Source organism: Lentilactobacillus farraginis DSM 18382 = JCM 14108 (assembly GCF_000583655.1).
In the GTDB taxonomy this organism is placed as follows: Bacteria; Bacillota; Bacilli; order Lactobacillales; family Lactobacillaceae; genus Lentilactobacillus; species Lentilactobacillus farraginis.
On sequence record NZ_BAKI01000099.1, the window covers coordinates 1 to 1,728 of the forward strand.

Below are 1,728 nucleotides of genomic sequence, written 5' to 3' on the forward strand. Positions count from 1 at the left end.
TTATGACTCTTCGTGTGTTTATTATGCTTACTCACTTAACAGTCCCCCTCAATATCAATAGAACTAAATAACTTCTTTAATTTAGGAAACTGAATTGCTATCCAGTCAACGATTTCTTCATTCCTTGCCCAGTCAGTATTGCAATCTAATCCTGACTCAAATAAGAACGCATGGATTAATTCATGGCGAATAATTTTGCTAGTATAAGCCTGAAGATTGCCAAGCGTTCGTTTGTCAGGAATAAATTGAGAAATATAGATATCCTTGGTTGATGTGTCAGTAAAGCCATCATATTCGCTTAATATTGGCTGTTCAGATTCCTTAACCTCCGTATGAAGAACATATTGAATACCTAGGATGTTAATTGATCGCTTGTTACTCATGGCTTTTCTCCTTTTTTCCTAAATTAAAAGCGCCCTCTTTGCGAAGACGCCGTTTTAAATCCTTATCTAGTTGTTGCTCAATACGCTGCTCTTCCTTGGAAACATAACCATAATTAGTCTGTTTCATGGGTGTATATGGATGCTTACGATCACTCATCAGTACCACCAGCCCCTATTACGGCCATATTCAGCAATCCCAGCCGGCAGCAACATGACCAGGATTAAAATAATTAACGTGACCATCTTGCCACCTCCTTGCTTTTTAGTGCAAAATAAAAGCCGGCGTTTTCCACGCACCGGTCACACTCACAGATTGCGTTAACAGAAACAGAGAATCTCGAGTACTTAACTATATTTTCGATAAAATAAATCATCTGTGAGTTTAAAACTGCCTGTGAGAATCGGACTCACAACTAACCACCAGGCGGCAGTCCACTTGAATATTTTATTATTTTGGAGGTATGTGCTCGTTAAAGCACAACGTGGCTGGCAAGGAATCGAACCTTGCACGGTAAGCTGTCCGCCCTCTTCGTACGTATACGTTACAGCCACACATCTAAATCCAGAAAGGTGAAACTCTTTTTAACAAATTCCACAATACCAATATAACCCCTATTTTTGCATTTTTTCGGCAGAACATCGGCAGATTGTCGGCAGAAAGTCGGCAGATTATCGGCGAACTTTTTTTACTCTAAGTGTGTCACGAGGACAAACTATCGCAAAAACCCATAAGGCTTGGTTCTGATAATCGTTATATGTACGCTCAGCCAGATAAGGTAGGTCATACTTCTCTGTCAAGCGTTCACAGCACTTTTTTACAGTGTAATGATTAATAAACCGATATTCCAATAAGTCGGCTAAGAAAGCATTTTGGTCATCAATTGAGCTCATGAGTTGAATGGTTTTCAAACGCAGTTCACATTCCATCTTAGCCGTGGCTTGCTTGATCATTTTATCTTCCTGTCGGGTATGTCTAGGGTCTGACTGTGCCTTTGGCATACCGTCCATCATTGGCGATTGCAGGGAGAAACTGAATCTAGCCGCTTCCAGTTGCCAATCCTGATACTCATACAAAAATTGTTTAGCATTTTTAATTGTTTGCTTTCTATCCAGTAGACCAAAGACACTATCCATCTCTGCAACTCCTTTATTGTCACCTTAGTTGATGTTATAATTTAGTTGCCATTTAATTAACATCACTTTGGCTTCCGAGAACGGGAGCTTTTTTATTTTTGCAGCCTTTTGATGACACATTTCAAACCGTGTCGGTAAAAGAAATTATTAAGTGCCAAACTGATATTACCCAGTCTAGCTTTTTTAGGGTCATCATCTTCCCAAACGGTTA

Annotated in this window: 3 protein-coding genes; all 3 read right to left on the reverse strand. The window is 39.6% G+C overall.

Annotated elements, in window-relative coordinates; genetic code table 11:
* Positions 1–35: 35 nt before the first annotated feature.
* Positions 36–383: a hypothetical protein gene (locus tag JCM14108_RS13790; protein ID WP_035181536.1), complete on the reverse strand. Its 348-nt coding sequence runs from the start codon at positions 381–383 to the stop codon at positions 36–38.
* The gene (locus JCM14108_RS14885; RefSeq protein ID WP_169790408.1) at positions 376–540 is read right to left on the reverse strand and encodes a hypothetical protein; all 165 of its coding nucleotides are present in this window, start codon (positions 538–540) and stop codon (positions 376–378) included. The genes JCM14108_RS13790 and JCM14108_RS14885 overlap by 8 nt, the downstream gene beginning before the upstream one ends.
* A 512-nt stretch (positions 541–1,052) precedes the next feature.
* Positions 1,053–1,517 (reverse strand): hypothetical protein, encoded by a 465-nt coding sequence (locus JCM14108_RS13795; protein ID WP_035181537.1) that lies wholly within the window; start codon positions 1,515–1,517, stop codon positions 1,053–1,055.
* Positions 1,518–1,728: the final 211 nt, after the last annotated feature.

Excerpts from the sequence above, each read along its gene's own strand:
- JCM14108_RS13790 (WP_035181536.1), bottom strand. The coding sequence starts at position 383 with ATGAGTAACAAGCGATCAATTAACATCCTAGGTATTCAATATGTTCTT.
- JCM14108_RS14885 (WP_169790408.1), bottom strand. The coding sequence starts at position 540 with ATGAGTGATCGTAAGCATCCATATACACCCATGAAACAGACTAATTAT.
- JCM14108_RS13795 (WP_035181537.1), bottom strand. The coding sequence starts at position 1,517 with ATGGATAGTGTCTTTGGTCTACTGGATAGAAAGCAAACAATTAAAAAT.